Source organism: Polymorphobacter sp., assembly GCF_051860865.1.
In the GTDB taxonomy this organism is placed as follows: domain Bacteria; phylum Pseudomonadota; class Alphaproteobacteria; order Sphingomonadales; family Sphingomonadaceae; genus Sandarakinorhabdus.
On record NZ_JBIMKZ010000034.1, the window covers coordinates 1 to 16,497 of the forward strand.

The window sequence follows — 16,497 nt, forward strand, 5'->3', positions numbered from 1 at the left end:
GCCTTGCCGTCCTTGGCGGTGATCGTCGCCGACACACCGTCGGCGCCCGGCTTGACGTCGGACACCTTGGCCCCGGTCAGGATCTTCATCCCCTGCTTGACCAGCGCCTTCTCCATGAACGCCGACACCTCGGCATCCTCGACCGGCAGGATCCGGTCGAGCATCTCGACGACCGTCACTTCGGCGCCCATGTCCGAATAGAAGCTGGCAAACTCGATGCCGATGGCGCCCGAGCCGATCACCAGCAGCTTGGTCGGCATCTCCGGCGGCACCATCGCATGGCGATAGGTCCAGACCCGCTTGCCGTCCGCCGCCACGCCCGGCAGGTCGCGCGCCCGCGCGCCGGTCGCGACGATGATGTTCTTGGCTTCGAGCACCCGGCTGCCATCGACCGTCACCTGCGTCGCCCCGGTCAGCACGCCATTGCCCTCGACGACGGTCACCTTGTTCTTCTTCATCAGGCCCTTGACGCCCGAATTGAGCTGACCCGCCACCTTGCGCGAGCGTTCGGTGACCTTGGCGAGATCGAATGATGGCTTCTCCACGCTCAGCCCATAGGCCGAGGCATGAGTGATATAATGGTAGATCTCGGAGGACCGCAGCAGCGCCTTGGTCGGGATGCACCCCCAGTTGAGGCAGATGCCGCCGAGCTTCTCGCGCTCGACGATCGCCACCTTCATGCCGAGTTGCGACGCGCGGATCGCCGCCACATAGCCCCCCGGCCCGGAGCCGAGGATCACCAGGTCAAAATTCTCGCTCATGCCACCAATCCCAAAGGAGCCTCGATCAAGGCCTTGACCGCCTGCATCAGCTGCGCCCCGTCGGCGCCGTCGATGGCCCGATGGTCGAAGCTGCCGGTAATGCTCATCACCGTGGCGACGCGCAGTTCGTCGTCCACCACCACCGCGCGTTTCTCGCCGGCGCCCACCGCCAGGATCATCGCCTGCGGCGGGTTGATCACCGCATCGAACGCCTTGATGCCGAACATGCCGAGGTTGGAGAGCGACGCGGTGCCGCCCTGATATTCATGCGGCTGCAGCTTGCCCTCGCGCGCCTTCTCGGCCAGCGCCTTCATCTCGGTGGCGATCACCGACATCGGCTTGGCATCGGCCCCGACGATGATCGGCGTGATCAGCCCGGACGGCGCCGCCACCGCCACCGAGATATCGGCGCGGTCATAGACGATCAGATTGTCGCCGGCGAAGCTGACATTGCAGGTCGGCACCTGCCGCAGCCCCAGCGCCAGCGCCTTGATCACCATGTCATTGACCGACAGCTTGATGTTGCGCGGTGCCAGCGCCGCATTGAGCTGGCCGCGCAGCGCCAGCAGCGCATCGAGCTGCACATCGACAGTCAGGTAAATGTGGGGGATCGACTGCTTGGCCTCGGTCAGCCGCCGCGCGATCACCTTGCGGACATTGCCGAGCTTCTCGACCCGGTGCGGCACATCGGCCAGCGGCTCGACCGCCGCCGGCTTGGCAACGGCGGGCTTCTCGGCCGCGGGAGCCGGCGCCGGCGCAGGCGATCCAGCCGGCGCCACTTTGCCCGCCTCCATCGCCGGCGCCGAGCCCATCGCCTCGACATCGGCCAGCACGACGCGCCCGCCCGGACCCGAGCCCGTCACCGTCGACAGGTCGATCCCGCTCGCCGCCGCCACGCGCCGCGCCAGCGGCGACGCCACCACGCGCTCGCCCTCGGCGCGCGCCGGCGCCGCCTTCGGGGCCGGCGCTTCCGCCTTCGGCTCCGGTTTCGGGGATGGCTTCTCCGGTTCCTTCTCGGTCTTCTCCGGCGCCTTCTCCGTCACCTTCTCTTCCGTCTTCGTTTCGGCCTTCGGCGGGGCCTTGGCCTTGGGTGCCGGCGCCTCGTCCTCGCCCGCCAGCCGCAGGATCACCGTGCCGACAGCAACCTCCTCGGTCCCCGCCTCGACAAGGATCTCGGTAACCACGCCCTCGTCGATCGATTCAAATTCCATCGACGCCTTGTCGGTCTCGATCTCGGCCAGCACGTCGCCGGACTTCACCGTGTCGCCCACCGCCACGAGCCATTTCGACAGCGTCCCCGATTCCATCGTCGGAGACAGCGCCGGCATCGTCACATCGGTCATCGGTTGCACACCTTCTTCACAGCCGAAATCACACCCGCCGCATTCACCAGCGCCGCCTTTTCCAGGTTCGCGGCATAGGGCAGCGGCACATCGACATTGGTCACCCGCAGCACCGGCGCATCGAGGTCATCGAAGCCCTGCTCCATCGCCACCGCGATGATCTCGGAAGAGATCGAGCAAACTGGCCAGCCTTCCTCCACCACCACCATCCGGTGGGTCTTCGCCAGCGACGCCAGCACGGTCGCCGTGTCGAGCGGCCGCAACGTCCGCAGATCGATTACCTCGGCGTCGATCCCCTCGTCGGCCAGCGCCTTCGCCGCCTCCATCGCCACGCCGACGCCGATCGAATAGCTGACCAGCGTCACATCGGCCCCTTCGCGCACGACATTGGCCTTGCCGATCGGCACGACGTGCTCATCCTCCGGGCCGTCGCCCTCGGGCACGTCGAAGCTCTGCCCGTAGAGCAGCTCGTTTTCCAGGAACACCACCGGATCGGGCGACCGGATGGCGCTCTTCAGCAGCCCCTTGGCATCGGCCGCGGACCAGGGCGCGATCACCACCAGACCCGGCACGCTCGCATACCAGGGGCCGTAATTCTGGCTGTGTTGCGCGCCAACCCGCGACGCCGCACCGTTCGGCCCGCGGAACACGATCGGGCAGCGCATCTGGCCGCCGCTCATGTAGAGCGTCTTGGCCGCCGAATTGATGATATGGTCGATCGCCTGCATGGCGAAATTGAAGGTCATGAACTCGACGATCGGCTTCAGCCCGCCCATCGCCGCCCCGGCGCCCAGCCCGGCAAAGCCATATTCCGTGATCGGCGTATCGACGACCCGCATCGCCCCGAACTCTTCGAGTAGCCCCTGCGTCACCTTGTAGGCGCCCTGGTACTCGGCGACTTCCTCGCCCATCACGAACACCCGGTCGTCGGCGCGCATTTCTTCAGCCATTGCATCGCGCAGTGCCTCGCGCACCGTCTGCCGCCGCATCCCTGCCGCCGCCTGCACCGGCTCAGCCTTCTTCTTCGCCTCCTTGGGCGCCTCGGCCTCCTTCGGTGGCGCCTCCTTGGCGGGCTCCTCCTTCGGCGGCTCCTTCTTCGCCGGCGTCTCCTCCGGCGGCTCTTCCTTCGCCGGCGCCTCTTCCTCGCCCTCGCCCGCAAGCGTCGCGATCACCGTGCCGACCGCCACCCCTTCGGTGCCGGCCTCGACCAGCAGCGCCGTCACCGTGCCGCCGTCATCGGTTTCCAGCTCCATCGTCGCCTTGTCGGTTTCAATCTCGGCCAGCACCGCGCCGGGCTGCACGACATCGCCGACCTTCACCAGCCATTTGGCCAGCGTCCCCTCTTCCATCGTCGGGGACATTGCCGGAAGCTTGATCTCAGCCATCAATATTGCCCCAGCAACACATCGGTATAAAGCTCGCCCATGCCCGGCTCGGGCGCCTCCTCGGCAAAGTCCGCCGCCTCGGTCACCTCGGCGCGCACCGCCTTGTCCATGTCCTTCAGCCCCGCCTCATCGGCATGGCCGCCATCGACCAGCGCCTTCTTCAGCGCTTCGATCGGATCGGATTTCTCACGGATCGCCGCCACCTCTTCGCGGGACCGGTATTTCGCCGGATCGCTCATCGAATGGCCGCGGTAGCGATAGGTCTTCATCTCGAGCAGGATCGGCCCCTTGCCGCTGCGCACCCAGTCGACCGCGACATCGGCGGCGCCCTTCACCGCCAGCACGTCCATCCCATCGACCTGCAGCCCCGGCACCCGGAAGCTCTCGCCCCGCCGGTACAACTGGTCCTCGGACGAGGAGCGATTGACGCTGGTCCCCATCGCATATTGGTTGTTCTCGATCACGAACACCACCGGCAACTTCCACAGCTCAGCCATGTTGAAGCTCTCATAGACCTGGCCCTGATTGGCCGCGCCGTCGCCGAAATAGGTTACCGCAATCCCGCCATCGCCCTTGTACTTGTGGGCAAAGGCAAGCCCGGTCCCCAGCGGCACCTGCGCCGCCACGATCCCGTGCCCGCCGTAGAAGCCATGCTCCACAGAGAACATGTGCATCGAGCCGCCCTTGCCGCCGGAAATCCCCGCCGCACGTCCGGTCAGCTCGGCCATCACCGCCTTGGCGGAAATTCCCGCCACCAGCATATGGCCATGGTCGCGGTAACCGGTAATAACCGAATCGGTTTCCCGGAGCGCCGCCTGCATCCCCACCACCACGGCCTCCTGGCCGATATAGAGGTGGCAGAAGCCGCCGATCATTCCCATGCCGTACAATTGCCCGGCGCGCTCCTCGAAACGGCGCACCAGCAGCATCTGCCGATAATATTCGAGCAGCTCCTCGCCCGATGCCTTGTACCGCTGCGGTTCGTCAGGCCGAGGCCAATTGCGCAGCAACCCGTCCGATTTCACCGTTTCGGTACGTTTGCGTGACGCTGACGTTGCAGCCATGGCCTCAGACTCCCAACAAGTCCCCTTGGTATAGAAGCCATTCGCCCCTGCCCACAAGCCCTGTTGCACAATTGGGAGCGGTCAGTTTTCCTCGTCGAGCGGCACGATCACCTCGTCCGGCCGCACCACATTGAGGTTGCGGCGAACCAGCTCGTCGGCCAGATCGGGGTCGACGCCGGCCGGATCGAGCAGCTCGACCTGCCGTTCGAGCGACGCCTTCTGCTCGGCTCGCGCCGCCACCTGCGCCGCCAGCGCCTTGCGCTCGGCCTGATAGCCGCGCCAGGACAGCACGCCGGTCGGCCCGCCGATCGCAAAGCTGAGGAAATAAATCACCAGCATGATGCAGATCGCCGGGATGATCGCCCGTTTCAGATAGCCCCAAATGCCTGCCGTACCCTGCATGGCGCAGCGATACCGCGCCGCGCCCGCAGCGGCAAGAACTCTCAGGCCTCGTACACCGCCCGGCCGCCGGTCACCGTCTGGACGATCTTGATATCCTTGATCTTCTCCGGATCAATCGTGTGAGGATCTTCGGCCAGCACGACATAATCGGCCAGCTTGCCCGGCGTCAGCGAGCCCTTGATCTTGTCCTCGCGGCTCGCATAGGCGCCGTTGAAGCTGTTGATCTTGATCGCCTCGGCCACGCTGACCCGCTGGTTCGCACCCCAGGTCTTGCCGTCCCAACCCTTGCGCGTCACCATCCCCTGGATGCCCATCAGCGGCGCAAACGGACCCGGCGAGAAATCCGACCCTGCGCAGGCCGGGATACCGGCATCGAGGAAGCTGCGGAACGCCATGCAGTTCTTCATCATCTCCTCGCCGTAGAAGCCGAACTTGTCGGAATTATAATAGGCATAGGAGGTGAACACCGCCGGGATCACGCCCATCGCCTTCATCCGCTGCAAAATGCCCGGGTTGATCAGCGTGCAATGGGTGATCTTCGGCCGCGCATCAGCGATCGGGTACAGTTTCTGCGCCCGCTCGAAGGCGTTCAGCACCATGTTGATCGGCACATCGCCATTGGCATGGCAGTTGACCTGCACACCGGCCCGGTGGGTCTTCTCCACCCAGGCATCGAGCACCTCCTGCGTCTCGGTCAGATTGCCGAAATAGGGTGGGTTGGTGCCACTGTACGGCGTCGAAATCGCCATCGTCCGCTCGGAGAAGCTGCCGTCGATCGTATGCTCGGAGGTTGCGCCGAACTTGATCCACTCGTCCCCCAGCCCGGTCTGGATGCCATTGGCGATCATTGCCTCGAGCACCTGCCCGCTGGTCTCGTAGCTTACCCGGTGCAGCAAATCGCCCTTGGCCCGCACCGCCTGCATCGCCGCCAGGTCGCCGCCCTGGTGATGGACGCCGGTCAGCCCATATTCGACGAACTTTTTGGAGCTATGGGCAAAGCCTGCCCGCCCGCGCTCCTCCATCTGCGCCTGGGTATACTTCGGCCGGTCGCCGACCTTCTCGAACGGCGTCCGCGCCCGGTCGGTCACCCGCCCGGTCAGCACCCCGCCCGGCCCCTTGTCGATGGTGCCGCCGAACGGATCGGGCATGCCGTCCGTGAAGCCGACCATCTCCAGCGCCTTGCTGTTGTAATAGCTGGTGTGGCCGCCGCGATGGCGCACCACCACCGGATGCACGGTCGACACCTTGTCGAGGTCCTGGCGATTGACCTGCCGGCCATCCTTCACCTTGGTATCGTCGTAGAAAAAGCCTTCCACCCAGGTCCCCGGCGGCGTCGCCGCGGCGCGCACCTTCAGCTTGTCGATGATCGACTGGATGGTGACGAACTCGACCACGAACGGATTGCCGACCAGCACCTCATAGACCAGCACATCGCCCCGCCCATGGTTGTGGCAGTCGATGAAGCCCGGCACGATCGTCATCTGCTTGGCGTCCTGAATCCGCGTCGTCTTCCCCGCCAGCCCGCGCAGATTGTCATAGCTGCCGATCGCCATGATCTGCGACCCCTTGATCGCCATCGCCGACGCCGTCGGCATCCGGTCGTCGACCGTGTAGATCTTGGCGTTATGGACGATCAGGTCCGCCTCGCCCGGCTCGGCGGCCAGCAAAGGGCTGAACAGGGACGCCCCGGCAAAGGCCACGCCCCCTGCCCCGCTGCGCATCAGGAAGCTGCGACGATCGAAAACCTTGTTCATGATGTCATCCCCATTGAAAAATGTCAGGCCTGATAGACCGCCCGACCCCCGGTCACCGTCTGCACAATCTTGATGTCCTTGATCGTCTCCGGATCGACCCGGTGCGGATCGTCGGCCAGCATCACGAAATCCGCCAGCTTGCCGGGCGTGATCGAGCCCTTGATATGCTCTTCCTTCGAGGCATAGGCGCCGTTGTAGCTGTTGATCTTCAGCGCCTCGGCCACGCTCACCCGCTGGTTGGCGCCCCAGGTCTGGCCATCCCAGCCCTTGCGCGTCACCATCCCCTGCATCCCCATCAGCGGCGAGAACGGCCCCGGAAAAAAGTCCGAGCCCGCACACACCGGAATCCCGGCATCGAGGAAGCTGCGGAACGCCATGCAGTTCTTCATCATCTCCTCGCCGTAAAAGGCGAACTTGTCCGAATTATAATAGGCATAGGAGGTGAATGGCGCCGGGATCGCCCCGAGTTGCTTTATCCGCTTGACCAGCCCGTCGTTGATCAATGTGCAATGGGTGATCTTCGGCCGCGCATCGGCGATCGGATACAGTTTCTGCGCCCGCTCCACCGCGTTGAGCACCATGTCGATCACCACATCGCCATTGGCATGGCAGTTCACCTGCACGCCGGCGCGATGCACCTTCTCCACCCAGGCGTCGAGCACCTCCTGGCTCTCGGTGATATTGCCATAATAGGGCGGATTGGTGCCCTTGTACGGCGTCGATATCGCCATCGTCCGCTCGGAAAAGGAGCCGTCGACCCCATGTTCGGAGGTCGCCCCGAACTTGATCCACTCGTCCCCCAGACCGGTCTGGATGCCATTGGCGATCATCGCATCGAGCATCGCACTGTTGGTCTCGTAGCTGACCCGGTGCAGCAGCTCGCCGCTCGCCCGGATCGCCTGGATCGCCGCCAGATCGCCGCCCTGGTGGTGAACGCCGGTCAGCCCATATTCGACCAGCCGCTTGGAGATGTGCGCCATCCCCCGGCGGCTGCGCTCCTCGATCTGCGCCTGGCTATATTTCGGCCGGTCGCCGACGCTGTTGAACGGCGTCCGCGCCCGGTCGGTCACCCGCCCGGTCAGCACCCCGCCCGGCCCCTTGTCGATGGTCCCGCCAAAGGGATCGGGCATGCCGTCCTTGAAGCCGACCATCTCCAGCGCCTTGCTGTTGTAGAAGCTGGTGTGCCCGCCGCGATGCCGCACTACCACCGGATGCACGGTCGACACCTTGTCGAGGTCGAGCCGCGTCAGCTGGCGCTTGTCCTTGACCTTGGTGTCATCGAAGAAATGCCCCTCCACCCAGGTCCCCGCCGGCGTCGTCGCCGACCGCGCCTTCAGCTTGTCTATGATCGACTGGATGGTAACGAACTCAACCTGATAGGGATTACCGACCAGCACCTCGTACACCAGCGTCTCGCCGATCGGATGGTTGTGGCAGTCGATGAACCCGGGCACGATCGTCATCTGCTTCGCATCGACGATGCGCGTCGTCTTGCCCGCCAGCCCGCGCAGAGTGTCATAGTCACCCACCGCCATGATCATCGCGCCCTTGATGGCCATTGCCGACGCCGTCGGCATCCGGTCATCGACGGTGTAGATCCGGGCATTATGGATGATCTGGTCGGCCTCGCCGGCCTCGGCGGCCAGCAACGGGCTGAACATGCAGCCCCCGGCCATCGCCACCCCCCCTGTCCGGGAGAGAAACTGCCGCCGGGACTGCATAGCGCGCATCGACCCTTCTCCCTCGTTCCGGACGATCAGTATTTGAACGTCAGCTCAGGCTTCGTCCCCTTGCCGTAGAGCACCTGCCCGGGCCGCGCCCCGGTATGCTGCCCCTTGTCGACCACCAGCACGCCGTTGACCAGCACATAGGGCACGCCCACCGGATAGGACTTCGGCTTGTCATAGGTCGCGGTGTCCTTGACCGTCGCCGGATCGAACACCACCAGATCGGCCATGAAGCCGGTCTGCACCTGCCCGCGCCCGGTCAGCCCGAGGATCGCCGCCGGATAGCTGCTCATCTTCCTGACCGCATCCTCCAGCGTCAGCACCTTGTCCTCGCGCACATATTTGCCGAGCGCCCGCGAGGCGCTGCCGAAGGTGCGCGGATGCGGGAAGCCCGCCGCCGTCAGGTTCAGCGCTCCGGCGTCGCTTGAAATCGCCGTCCATGGCTGCCGCATGACCATGTTCACATTCTCGTCGGACATCGCGAAGAAGATGCCGCCGATGTTGCCGCCGGCCTCGGACATCAGCTGGACGCAGGTCTCCATCGGGTCGGCATCGCCGCGCATCTTGGCGATCTCGGACAGCCGCTTGCCCAGATAGGCCGCATGCTCGGGCACGCTCGAGCGGGCATACATGATGCCTTCCGCATCGCCGTGCTCATGCACCCAGTCCTTGAAATCCTTGTCCGCCTTCATCCGCTCGCGCGCCGGCGGGTCCTTCAGCAGCCGGGCGAACTCGTCGGGCCCCTTGGCCCGCGCCCACACCGGGAAGAACACGTTCCAGCCATGGTTCATCGCCGTATACGGATATTGGTCCACGGTGACCGGCAGACCCTCGGCGCGCATCGCGTTGATCCGCTCGATATAATGGGGCTGCTTGTCCCAGTTGCGCTTGCCGCGGATCTTGTAGTGGAAGATGTGCACCGGCACCTCGGCCTTGCGCGCCATCTCGGCGACGAAGTCCAGCTCCTTGTCCTGCTCGAACCCTTCCGAGCCGATATGCGCGGTGACGTTGCCGCCATATTGGCGGACCACCTTGGCCAGCTCGATCACCTCGCCCGGCCACTTCGGCCCGCCGCTCTCGAAGCGCAGCACCATCCCCCAGGCGCCTTCCTCCATCGACCGCGCCATCAGCTTCTTCATCCGGTCGAGCTGCGCCATATCGGCCGGCGCCTCGCTATAGCCCATCACTACCAGCCGGGTCTGCTCGAACGCCGCGTGGCTGATGACGTTCATCGACACGCCCTTCTGGCGCAGCCGGGCCCAATAGTCGGTGAAGGTCCGCCAGTCGTCGGTCACCCCGTTCGAGGTGCGGATCGGCAGCCCGTCGCGCGGCGCCGGCGACGAGCTTTCGCCCAGCACGTCGAGCGTCACCCCCTGGCGGATCTTGCTCTCGGCATTGCCGTCCTCAAGCAACGGCATGTCGCTATGGGTATGCAGGTCGATGAACCCCGGCGACACCACATGCCCGGTGGCGTCGATCACCCGCTTGGCCGTCTTGCCCTTCAGATTGCCGATCTCGACGATCTTGCCGCCGGACACCGCCACATCGGCCTTGTACCAGGGATTGCCCGTCCCATCGACGACCCGCCCGCCGGTGATCAGCACGTCATAATTCTGCGCCCATCCCGGCGCCGCAATCGCCAGCGCCGCCGCTGCCATGAACAAGGTCTTCTTCGTCATGCCCATTCTCCTCGTCCACGGTCGTCGTGGCTATTGCTTGGTCCAGTCCCATTCGATCGAAGACTTGCCCTGGTCCGGCGCCAGCAGGTTCGAGGCCCGCCCGATCGCCGTCGTCGGCTCGCGCGGCGGATAGGCCGCGCCGAGAAACTGCAGATACGTCTGCTTCGAATTCGGATCATATTCGAACTTCTTCAGCGCCTCTCTGTACCGCGCCATCTCCTCGACATTGAGATGCGTCGGCGGCGTCGCGCTGTCAGGGATCAGGCTCCGCCACTTCGGCCAGCGCGCCATCTCGGTCTTGAAGTCGGCCTTGATCGCCGCCAGTGCCTGCGGATTGGTCATCAGGTCGATGACACTCGCCGCCATCGCCTTCGATCCCGCCGCAATGCCCTTGTGCGCCACCGGCGTCGCCGGCCCGATCCCGCTGGACCAATGATGCCCGGCCAGCGCGCCCGGCGGCTTCGCCGGGATGTAGAACTGCACATAGGGCAGGTTCCAGGTGATATCCCCGGCATCGTTGGTGGAGGCATTCTGCCGGTCGCTGGTCAGTGGGCTGACCTTGGTCGGCAGCCCCTCTTCCTGCGCCCCCATCGCCTTCTGGTAATAGCGGGCAAAGCGCACATCATCGTCGCTCCACGCCGGCATCCCCACCGCCTCGATGTTCTTCGAGACCAGCTCGGCGAGCGCCTTGTTGCCATTGAACGGCCAGGACCCCGCCAATATCCGCTCGGTCACCCGCGTCTTGGTGCCCAGCGCCGCCCCCTTGGCGATATCGCGCGTCCATTCCAGCATCGATTCCACGATCGCCGGCGTCTTGGCGCGGAAATAATACCAGACCGTCGCCTCGGCCGGCACCACATTGGGCTGCTTGCCGCCATCGGAAATCACATAATGCATGCGCGCGTCATCAGGGTCATAGCCATGCTCGCGCATCTGGTTAGCGCCGAGGTTCATCAGCTCCACGGCATCGAGCGCGCTGCGCCCCTGCCACGGCCGCGCCCCATGCGCCTGCTCGCCCTTGAAGCTCCACTGCACCGACACGTTGCCGAAATTGTTGAGCCCATAGGAAACGCCGAATTCGCTGCCGACATGCACGCCGATCATCGCGTCGAGGTCCTTGAACAGCCCGGCCTTCAGCATATAGCCGCGGCTCGCCAGCAACTCCTCCGCCGGCCCGCCATAGACGATCAGCGTGCCCGGCAGCTTGTGCTTGTCCTTCACCGCCTTGATCGCCAGCGCGGCGCCGATCAGCGTCGGCTGGTGGGTATTATGCCCCTCGCCATGCCCGGGCGCCCCTTCCACCTGCTCGGCATGCTCGAGCGTCGTCGGCATCTGCGACGTCGCCGGCACCCCATCGAAGTCGCTCATCAGCCCGATCACCGGCCCGCCGCTGCCATAGGTCGCCATATAGGCGGTCGGCATCCCGGCAACGCCCGTCGTCACCGTGAACCCGGCATCGCGCAGCGCCTTGGTCACCAGCGCAATGGTCTTCACCTCCTGGAAGCCGATCTCGGCATAAGAGTAGATGGCATCGCTGTAGCGCCCCATCCGGTCGGCATTGCGGTCGACCACCGCATAGGCCTCGGCCTTCATCGCATCGAGGTTCGGCGCGGTCTGTGCCGCCCCCGGCCCTGCCCCCAGCGACGACACGCCAAGGCAGAGCGCAAGCTTCAGATGCCGCATGTCAGCCTCCATTCTTCTCGCCCGCCCCGGGCGCGTTGGAGGCCTTACCGGCGCCGGCTTCCACTTCCGCCGGCGGGTAGGCAATCTTCATCATCTCCAGATAGCTCTGCTTCGAGTTCGGGTCATATTCGAACGGCTTGAGCTTCTCCCGATATCGCGCCATCTCGTCCTTGTTGAGGTGGATCGGCGGGTCGGCAAAGGGCGGGATCAGGCTCTTCCACTTCGGATAGCCGGCCAACTGCGTCGCAAACCCCTGCTTGATCACCGCCAGCCGTTCCGGCTTGGTCGCCAGGTCGACATAGGTTGCGACCAGCACCTTGGTCGCCGCCGCAATCCCCTTGTGGGCAATCGGCGTCGCCGGCGCGATCCCCGCCGACCAGTGGTGCCCGGCCAGCTCGCCGTCGGGCTTGGCCGGAATGCGCAGCCGCATCGTCGGCGCCTGCCAGGTCATGTCGCCGGCATCGGAAGAGCTCGATCCCTGCCGCGATCCGGTCACCGACCGCACCTGCGTCGGCAGCCCGGTCACCTCGACGCCCATGGATTTCTGATAGGCCCGGGCAAAGGCCTGGTCCGCCTCGCTCCACGCCGGCATGCCGACCAGCTTCACATTCTCGTCGACCAGCTCCGCGAGTTCCTTGTTGCCGACGAACGGCCAGGATGCGGACAAAATCCGCTCATGGACGCTGGTCTCGGTTGCCAGCGCCGCCGCCTGCGCCGCCTTGCGCGCCCGCACGAACAGCTGCCACGCCCGGTCCGCCGAGACATGGCGGAAATAATACCAGACGCTGGCATCGGCCGGCACCACATTGGGCTGCTTGCCGCCGACCGGGATCACATAATGCATCCGCGCCGGCGGATCGATATGCTCGCGCATGAAGTTGGTGGACGCGTTCATGATCTCGACCGCATCGAGCGCGCTGCGCCCCTGCCAGGCCGAATTGCCATGCGCCGTCCGCCCCTTGAACGACCACTCCGCCGAGATGATCGCCAGGTTGTTCATCCCATAGCTGGTGCCCATGTCGGTGCCTATATGCACGTCGAGGATCGCATCGACGCCCTTGAACAGCCCGGCGTTGCTCATATAGCCGCGGCTCGCCAGCAACTCCTCCGCCGGCCCGCCATAGACGATGATCGTTCCCGGCAGCTTGTACTTGTCCTTCATCGCCTTCATCGCGATCGCCGCACCAACCAGCGTCGGCTGATGGGTATTATGCCCCTCGCCATGCCCGGGCGCGCCTTCCACCAGTGGATCATGCACCAGCGAGGTCGGCCGCTGCGACGTCCCCGGCACCCCGTCGAAGTCGGACATCAGCCCCACCACCGGCGACCCGCTGCCATAGACCGCCTTGTAAGCGGTCGGCATCCCGGCCACCCCGGTCTCGACCTTGAACCCCGCCCTGGTCAGCTCGGCGGTCACCAGCCCGATCGTCTTGACTTCCTGGAAGCCGATTTCGGCAAAGGAATAGATGGCGTCGTTGATCTTCGCCATCCGAGCCGCATTGGCGTCAACCAGCGCAAACCCGTCCGTCTTGATCGCCTCGGCAGCGGGAGCCTGGGCCAAAGCCCCACTCGCATTTGCCAGCCCGATTACCGCCAGCCATGCCATGGTCATCCGCACAAATCTTGTCCCCCAAAGATCCGGCCGCCTTCTCCCCGAAAGCGGCCGGCTTTGCTCACCTCAGTATTTGAACCGGAGGCTCAAGCGGAACGTCCGCCCAAGCCTATCGCCCAGCTGCCGGCTCGCCTGCGGGAAAGCGAAAAGGCTGTCCCCGGTCGGACCATTCGGCACCAGCGACGGATCGCGGTTAAGCAGGTTGGTGATGGTCAACTGGATCTGCGCCTCGCTCGACCGCACCGGGATCTTGTAAGCGATCGAGGTATCGAGGAAGAACGCACCATCAAGCTGATTGTTGTTGATCGTACGATTGAACTGCGTCGATGCCGGGCAATTTGTCTGGCATTCGACGTAGTTGTTGTCGAGGACGCCAGCGCTATAGCCACGGCCAACAAGGCTGATCGTGAACGGATCGGCATCATACAACATGCTCAGGCGGTAGTTCCACTTCGGTGGACCGGAGAAGTTGTTGCCGGCCGCGTCGATCGGGATGTTGATCGTGTCGTCGGTGTTGTTCTCCAGATAATGCGTAAACAACGCCCGAAGCGCCAGATTGCCGTTCGCCCCCGGAATGATTGCGTCCATCGGTGTCCGGAACGAGGCTTCGATATCGATGCCCCGGTTGGTCTGGAACGCGAAATTCGTCGGGAAGATGACGATCTCCGGGAAGTCGACAATCTGACCATTGACCACAGTCGCCGTGATATTGTCGCAGAACGCCTGGACATTCTGCAAATAGCAGAGGTCCACCGTCTGCGGCACTGTAATCGTCCCGATCGCATCGACGATCTTGACCTGGTAATAGTCGACCGCCAGCGCCACGCCCGGTGCAAAGGTCGGCGTTGCCACCGCACCGATCGTCCAGCTCCGTGCCACTTCGGGCTGCACCAGCGGATTGCCGGTCGCCTTTTCCTGGAAGGTGACAGTACGCACGGCTTCGCCCGGAATACGCAGCTGCACGGTGTTCGACCGTCCCGTCCCTGCGGCAAACAGCTCGCCCAGATTGGGCGCCCGGATGTCACGGGACACGCTGCCGCGGAAGCGGATATCATCGATCACCTGCCAGGTCGCGCCGACCTTCCAGGTCGCCACCGTGCCCGAGGTCGAATAGTCGGTCACACGTGCCGCACCATTGATTTCGGCGCCGGTGAACACGGGCAACGCCAGCTCGATAAAGGCTTCCTTGACGTTGTACTGGCCCTTGTTGACCAGATAATTGCCATATTGCCACCCGGTGCTGAACACCGGATCGACGGTCCCGTCGATCTGCTCCTTGCGCCATTCGCCACCAACAGCAATCGCCGCCGGCCCGCCGGGAAGCTCGAACAGCTCGCCGCTGAAGGTCAGCGCCGCCACGTCCTGCTGCAGACGCTGGAAGCGAAGCGGTTGATACCCGTCGTTCAACACATAGTTGATGGCATCCGCCGACTGTCCGCCGATGCCGATACGGTTGAGCGGAATACAACCCGGCTGGTTGTTGTTCGGATTGGTATCGACGTTGACGCGGCAAGCAATTGTGCCGGCCGGAATGCCAGCCGGATTGCCGGCCGGCGCGAACACGGCATCGGTTGCCGCATTCATCCGCGCCGTCCGCCATGTGCCGGTCAGCTCCTCATTGGCCCGTGTGAAGCCGCGCTGATAATAAGCGTCCCAGTTCCAGGACTTCCCGCCCAGATTGAAATCGCCGCGCGCGCCGAGGACATAACGATAGACCTCGCGAACGTTCAGCGAGCCGCCCAGCGGCATCCCGGCATTGGACGTCCCGATCGTCAGTGACCGGAGATTGTTCGCCACCATCTGGTCGCGGATCGATTGCGGCAGGAAAGCGTTATCCTGTTGAATCGTCAGGTTTCCGGTATTCACCGGCTGCAGATAGATATTGTCGTTGGTCTGCTTGTTGTAGCTGAAGCTGCCATAGACGCTGATATTGTCCGTCAGGTCGAAGGTCGCGCGGCCGAAGGCGCCGATCCGCTCCTGCCCCGGCTCCAGCGACGTTGAACCGACATAGCCCTGGCTGGTATATTCCCAATCGCCGCCGACCATCGACTGCGCCTGCGGGCTGACCGAGCGGCCGAAGGTCAGCTGCCCCAACGATGCCAGCCCGGTATTCGGATTGACCGTCCCGAAATAGGTGCCCCTCAGCGGCGACAGCACGTTCGCACCAGTGTTGGTGGTCGCGCCGACGATCAAACCACCCGGCGACAGCCGCGCCGGGCCGACCTGCTGCGTGACCAGATATTCCGGCGCGCCATTTCCCGCGACATAGTCGGGGTTGAGCATCAGGAAGTTGCCGCTCTGGTTCCACTTGCGGTCGACCGAGTCGATGCCTTCACTCTTGAAGTATTGAACACTGCCCATCACATGGAGCCGGTCGCCAAACAGATTGGCGCCCGCCGTCGCCGTGAAATTGTAATTCTGGTTGTCGCCGTAGGTTGTCTCGCCGATATCGCCGACAAGCTCCAGCCCGGTGAAATCCTTCTTCAGAATGAAGTTGACCACGCCGCCGACAGCATCGGAGCCATAGGCCGCAGAGGCGCCGCCCGTCACAACTTCAACGCGCTCTACGAGTGCCTGCGGGATCGTGTTGACATCGACAAGGCCGGTCGAGGAGCTCGCCACCGAGCGCTGGCCATCGAGCAGCACCAGTGTCCGGCTCGCACCGATGCTCCGGAGATTGATCGAGCTGATGCCGGCTGTCCCGGCGGACAATGCGGCCGTGCCGGAAGCCGGCGTGCCGCTGCCCGAAATTGCAGGCAGCTGGTTGACGAAGTCGGCGATGTTGGGCGGCGCCTGCGCCTGGATGTCGGCCGAGCTCAGCACGCTCACCGGCGTCGGCGCCGTATAGCCATCGCGCGCGATGCGCGAGCCGGTCACCGTGATGGCGCCCGCCTCCTCGACCGGCTCCGCCTGCGCAACGGCATCACCCGGCGTCGGCGCCGCCTGGGCCATCGCCGCCTGCTCGGCGACACACAACGCCAGCACACTCGCTGTCGCAAACGCCAACCGCCGACTGATTGCGGCAATTCCGCTCGATCCGGACACACCGAAACACTTCACGTCATACATCGTTGCAAACCCCCTTTT

11 protein-coding genes are annotated in these 16,497 nt (G+C 64.6%); all 11 read right to left on the reverse strand.

The genetic code is table 11. From position 1 onward, the window contains the following. A partial coding sequence (locus ACTIFJ_RS08115) for an FAD-dependent oxidoreductase (RefSeq protein ID WP_439533596.1) occupies window positions 1-761 on the reverse strand: 761 nt, incomplete at its 3' end. Further along, window positions 758-2,104, reverse strand: coding sequence for a pyruvate dehydrogenase complex dihydrolipoamide acetyltransferase (locus tag ACTIFJ_RS08120; protein ID WP_439533597.1), 1,347 nt, complete (start codon window positions 2,102-2,104; stop codon window positions 758-760). The genes ACTIFJ_RS08115 and ACTIFJ_RS08120, both read right to left, overlap by 4 nt. Then, window positions 2,101-3,492 (reverse strand): pyruvate dehydrogenase complex E1 component subunit beta, encoded by a 1,392-nt coding sequence (locus tag ACTIFJ_RS08125; RefSeq protein ID WP_439533598.1) that lies wholly within the window; start codon window positions 3,490-3,492, stop codon window positions 2,101-2,103. The genes ACTIFJ_RS08120 and ACTIFJ_RS08125 overlap by 4 nt, the downstream gene beginning before the upstream one ends. Then, window positions 3,489-4,553, reverse strand: coding sequence for a pyruvate dehydrogenase (acetyl-transferring) E1 component subunit alpha (pdhA, locus tag ACTIFJ_RS08130; RefSeq protein ID WP_439533599.1), 1,065 nt, complete (start codon window positions 4,551-4,553; stop codon window positions 3,489-3,491). The genes ACTIFJ_RS08125 and pdhA overlap by 4 nt, the downstream gene beginning before the upstream one ends. Before the next feature lie 81 nt (window positions 4,554-4,634). Then, on the reverse strand, window positions 4,635-4,955 hold the full coding sequence (locus ACTIFJ_RS08135; RefSeq protein ID WP_439533600.1) for an FtsB family cell division protein: 321 nt from the start codon (window positions 4,953-4,955) through the stop codon (window positions 4,635-4,637). Window positions 4,956-4,996: 41 nt separating this feature from the next. After that, a complete protein-coding gene (locus ACTIFJ_RS08140; RefSeq protein ID WP_439533601.1) occupies window positions 4,997-6,709 on the reverse strand; it encodes an amidohydrolase in 1,713 nt (570 codons plus the stop codon). A gap of 23 nt (window positions 6,710-6,732) precedes the next feature. Then, entirely contained in the window at window positions 6,733-8,439 is a 1,707-nt protein-coding gene (locus ACTIFJ_RS08145; protein ID WP_439533602.1) for an amidohydrolase, read from the reverse strand. A 26-nt stretch (window positions 8,440-8,465) separates the two neighbouring features. Then, window positions 8,466-10,115: an N-acyl-D-amino-acid deacylase family protein gene (locus ACTIFJ_RS08150; protein ID WP_439533603.1), complete on the reverse strand. Its 1,650-nt coding sequence runs from the start codon at window positions 10,113-10,115 to the stop codon at window positions 8,466-8,468. A 30-nt stretch (window positions 10,116-10,145) separates the two neighbouring features. Continuing rightward, on the reverse strand, window positions 10,146-11,798 hold the full coding sequence (locus ACTIFJ_RS08155) for an amidohydrolase (RefSeq protein ID WP_439533604.1): 1,653 nt from the start codon (window positions 11,796-11,798) through the stop codon (window positions 10,146-10,148). Window position 11,799: 1 nt separating this feature from the next. Next, window positions 11,800-13,410 carry an amidohydrolase gene (locus ACTIFJ_RS08160; RefSeq protein WP_439533605.1) on the reverse strand — a complete coding sequence of 537 codons (1,611 nt, stop codon included), beginning with the start codon at window positions 13,408-13,410 and terminating at the stop codon, window positions 11,800-11,802. A 66-nt stretch (window positions 13,411-13,476) separates the two neighbouring features. Further along, complete coding sequence (locus ACTIFJ_RS08165) at window positions 13,477-16,416, reverse strand: TonB-dependent receptor plug domain-containing protein (protein WP_439533606.1); 2,940 nt, start codon at window positions 16,414-16,416, stop codon at window positions 13,477-13,479. Window positions 16,417-16,497 lie beyond the last annotated feature (81 nt).

Coding starts and splice junctions, on each gene's coding strand:
- ACTIFJ_RS08120 (WP_439533597.1), bottom strand. CDS start 2,104: ATGACCGATGTGACGATGCCGGCGCTGTCTCCGACGATGGAATCGGGG.
- pdhA (WP_439533599.1), bottom strand. CDS start 4,553: ATGGCTGCAACGTCAGCGTCACGCAAACGTACCGAAACGGTGAAATCG.
- ACTIFJ_RS08135 (WP_439533600.1), bottom strand. CDS start 4,955: ATGCAGGGTACGGCAGGCATTTGGGGCTATCTGAAACGGGCGATCATC.
- ACTIFJ_RS08140 (WP_439533601.1), bottom strand. CDS start 6,709: ATGAACAAGGTTTTCGATCGTCGCAGCTTCCTGATGCGCAGCGGGGCA.
- ACTIFJ_RS08145 (WP_439533602.1), bottom strand. CDS start 8,439: ATGCGCGCTATGCAGTCCCGGCGGCAGTTTCTCTCCCGGACAGGGGGG.
- ACTIFJ_RS08150 (WP_439533603.1), bottom strand. CDS start 10,115: ATGACGAAGAAGACCTTGTTCATGGCAGCGGCGGCGCTGGCGATTGCG.
- ACTIFJ_RS08155 (WP_439533604.1), bottom strand. CDS start 11,798: ATGCGGCATCTGAAGCTTGCGCTCTGCCTTGGCGTGTCGTCGCTGGGG.
- ACTIFJ_RS08160 (WP_439533605.1), bottom strand. CDS start 13,410: ATGACCATGGCATGGCTGGCGGTAATCGGGCTGGCAAATGCGAGTGGG.